This is a genomic window from Micromonospora sp. D75 (assembly GCF_018070405.1).
Taxonomy (GTDB): domain Bacteria; phylum Actinomycetota; class Actinomycetes; order Mycobacteriales; family Micromonosporaceae; genus Micromonospora; species Micromonospora chalcea.
The window spans coordinates 1-977 of sequence record NZ_JAGPXV010001059.1 but is presented as its reverse complement, the minus strand read 5'-3'; the positions used below and the strand labels follow the sequence as shown (position 1 = coordinate 977).

At 74.2% G+C, this 977-nt stretch carries 2 protein-coding genes; one reads left to right on the top strand and one right to left on the bottom strand.

Annotation, left to right across the window (positions count from 1 at the left end):
* Positions 1–252: 5'-nucleotidase C-terminal domain-containing protein (locus tag KBX39_RS31965; RefSeq protein ID WP_210874146.1), on the top strand; the 252-nt coding region annotated here is incomplete at its 5' end.
* An 82-nt stretch (positions 253–334) separates the two neighbouring features.
* On the opposite strand, the gene KBX39_RS31960 is transcribed toward KBX39_RS31965, so the two are convergent.
* On the bottom strand, positions 335–977 hold a 643-nt coding region (locus KBX39_RS31960; RefSeq protein ID WP_210874144.1), incomplete at its 5' end, for an MFS transporter.

Below are 977 nucleotides of genomic sequence, written 5' to 3'. Positions count from 1 at the left end.
GGCACCCGGGTGGTCCGGGGCAGCCTCACCATCAACGGCACCCCGGTGACGGACACCGCCACCTACCGGGTCACCGTGAACAACTTCCTCGCCGGTGGCGGTGACGGCTTCAGCGTCCTGACCGGCGGCACCAACGCGGTGACCGGCCAGATCGACCTGGACGCCTTCACCGCGTACCTGACCGAGAAGTCGCCGGTCTCCCCGCCGGCGCTGGACCGGATCCGCACCACCACCGAGGTCGCCGCCGGCTGACCGCCGACGCACCGCAGACGGGCCCCGGAGCGAATGCTGCGGGGCCCGTTCGCGTGTCAGGCCGCCGGGGACGTGTCCCGGGTCAGGTCGCCCGCGCGGGCTCGGGCTCCGGCGCCTCGGCGGCCGTCAGGCGGCCGTCCTGCGCGGCGGTGAGCAGCGGACGCAGCGACAGCGCGAGCAGCGAGGCGGCCAGGCAGCCGCCCACCACGACCGCCACCCAGACCCGGCCGTTCGCCGCGCCGATCAGCGGCCCGGCGGTGACCGGGCCGACCACACCGCTGATCCCGAAGATCATCGAGCTCATCGCGTTGTACCGGCCACGCAGCTCGTCGGTGGCGAGCGCGTTCGTGAGCGCGGGCATGACCGGAGACAGCATCGTCTCGCCGAACCCGAAGATCGCCGAGCAGGCCACCACGCCGAGCGCCGCGAGCAGCGCGTTGCCGCTGCCCACCACGCCGGCCGCGCCGAGCACCAGCCACGCGCCGGCGAACACCGCGCCGACGGTGGCCAGGGCACGGGTACGGCTGCGCCCCTCCAGCCGCCGGATCACCAGCAGCTGGGAGAGCACGATCATGACGGTGTTCGCGGCGAGCGCCCACGCCACCACGCGCGGCGTCACCTCGACCACCCGCACCGAGTACGCCGCGAAGCCCACCTCGATCTGCGCGTACCCGCAGGTGGTGAGCACCAGGCCGAAGATGACGAGGCGGCGGAACGGCCGGTCC